Source organism: Geobacillus proteiniphilus (assembly GCF_001908025.1).
GTDB lineage: Bacteria > Bacillota > Bacilli > Bacillales > Anoxybacillaceae > Geobacillus > Geobacillus proteiniphilus.
The window spans coordinates 1-1,792 of sequence record NZ_MQMG01000113.1 but is presented as its reverse complement, the minus strand read 5'-3'; the positions used below and the strand labels follow the sequence as shown (position 1 = coordinate 1,792).

Sequence of the window (1,792 nt, the reverse complement as noted above, 5' to 3'; positions counted from 1 at the left end):
GGGGGCTGACCCAAAACGCGAATGCGTTTTGGGATCAGCCCCCACTTTTTTGCCCCAAATATAGAAGAATCGCCCTTTTTTCTGGTAGAATAGAGTCACCGAAACCACTACCACCGAAAGAAGGGCGATTCTTTTATGAAACATGATCATATTTCCTTTAAAGAGTATACCATGGACAACCTCTCTTTGCCAAGCAACATCGCCGATCTCATTCCGCGGGATAACATGGCCCACGTGGTTCATGAGATGGTTGAACGCATCCCGATGGAGACGTTTCTTCCTTACTACAAAGGAGGGGGCACCTCCGCCTATCATCCGAAAATGATGACCAAAATTCTCCTTTACGCTTACACCCAAAAAATGTATCATGGCCGTGAGATTGCACGGCAGCTCGAAGTCCACCTTCCCCTCATGTGGCTAAGTGGATTTCAAAAGCCGGACTTCCGCTCCATCAATCGGTTTCGTTCGGAGCGGATGAAAGACCTGATTGACGACCTGTTCCGGGAAATGATCACGCTGCTCGTGGCCGACGGCTATGTCAAGATGGAAGACTATTTTGTGGATGGAACGAAAATTGAAGCGAATGCCAACCGGTACACCTTCGTTTGGCGCAAATCGGCTGAGAAGTACCAGGAGAAACTCCAAGCCAATGTCGATCGGCTGATTGCCCAGATCGAGGCGATCGTGGAAGAAGAAAAGGCGGAAGAAATCGACGCTTCGCCTGCCTTTACGTCAGAAGAAATCCGAAAGAAAACCGAGGAGTGGGAAAAACGGTTGGAGGCCGAGCCGGACAACCAACCGTTGAAGAAGGCCGTCAAGAAGATGAAGGAGGACTACTTGCCTCGCAGTGAAAAGTATGAACACCAACTCCATGTATGCGGGGATCGCAACAGCTATTCCAAGACCGATGTGGATGCCACCTTCATGCGGTTGAAGGAGGATCACATGCGAAACGGCCAGCTCAAGCCGGCCTATAACGTACAGGCGGGTTCTTCCGGCCAATTTATTTTGGGGTATTCCCTTCATCAGAGGCCGGGCGACACTCGTTGTCTTCTCCCGCATTTGGAGACCGTTCGAGAGAAGTACGGCGTGGAACCCGAACGTTTGATCGCTGACGCGGCCTATGGCTCGGAAGAGAACTACGTGAAGCTGGAAGAGAAGCACATATCGGCCTTGATCAAGTACCATACGTATGAGAAGGAGAACACGCGCAAGGTCAAGAAAAATCCGCATCATCAGCAGAATTGGACCTATGTGGAAGAAGAAGACGTTTGGATTTGCGCGAATGGGAAAAAGCTGGTTCGCACCGGAACTTCGAAACAGACCACGGAATCAGGATACACCTCGGTCACCCGACACTACCAATGCCATGAATGCGAAGGATGTCCGTTCCGTTCGGCCTGCACGACTTCCAAGTATGGACGAACCACGCAATGGAACCCCGTCTATCATGAACAAAAACAGAAAGCCCGCGAACGGCTGGAGAGTGAAGAAGGGCAAGCCCGATACCGCCAACGCAAAACCGACATTGAGAGTGTGTTTGGGCAAATCAAACAAAATCGCGGGTTTCGTCGCTTTGTCCTGCGAGGCCTCCAAAAAGTTTCCATCGAATGGGGGCTGATTTGTGCTGCCCACAATCTTCTCAAAAAAGCCGCTAGGGACAAGCAATTGTCCTTGGTGGCGTAAATCAGGGGGGTGAACAGAGTCGGAATTTTCTTCCGTTTGGTAAAATATACAAAAACCAAAGAGGGCTGACTCCAAAAGTCCGCTTTTTGGCGGACTTTTGGGTCAG

1 protein-coding gene is annotated in these 1,792 nt (G+C 50.4%); it reads left to right on the top strand.

Features of this window, described 5'->3' with window-relative positions:
* Nucleotides 1-135: 135 nt before the first annotated feature.
* Nucleotides 136-1,686 carry an IS1182 family transposase gene (locus BRO54_RS18735; RefSeq protein ID WP_139268097.1) on the top strand — a complete coding sequence of 517 codons (1,551 nt, stop codon included), beginning with the start codon at nt 136-138 and terminating at the stop codon, nt 1,684-1,686.
* Nucleotides 1,687-1,792: the final 106 nt, after the last annotated feature.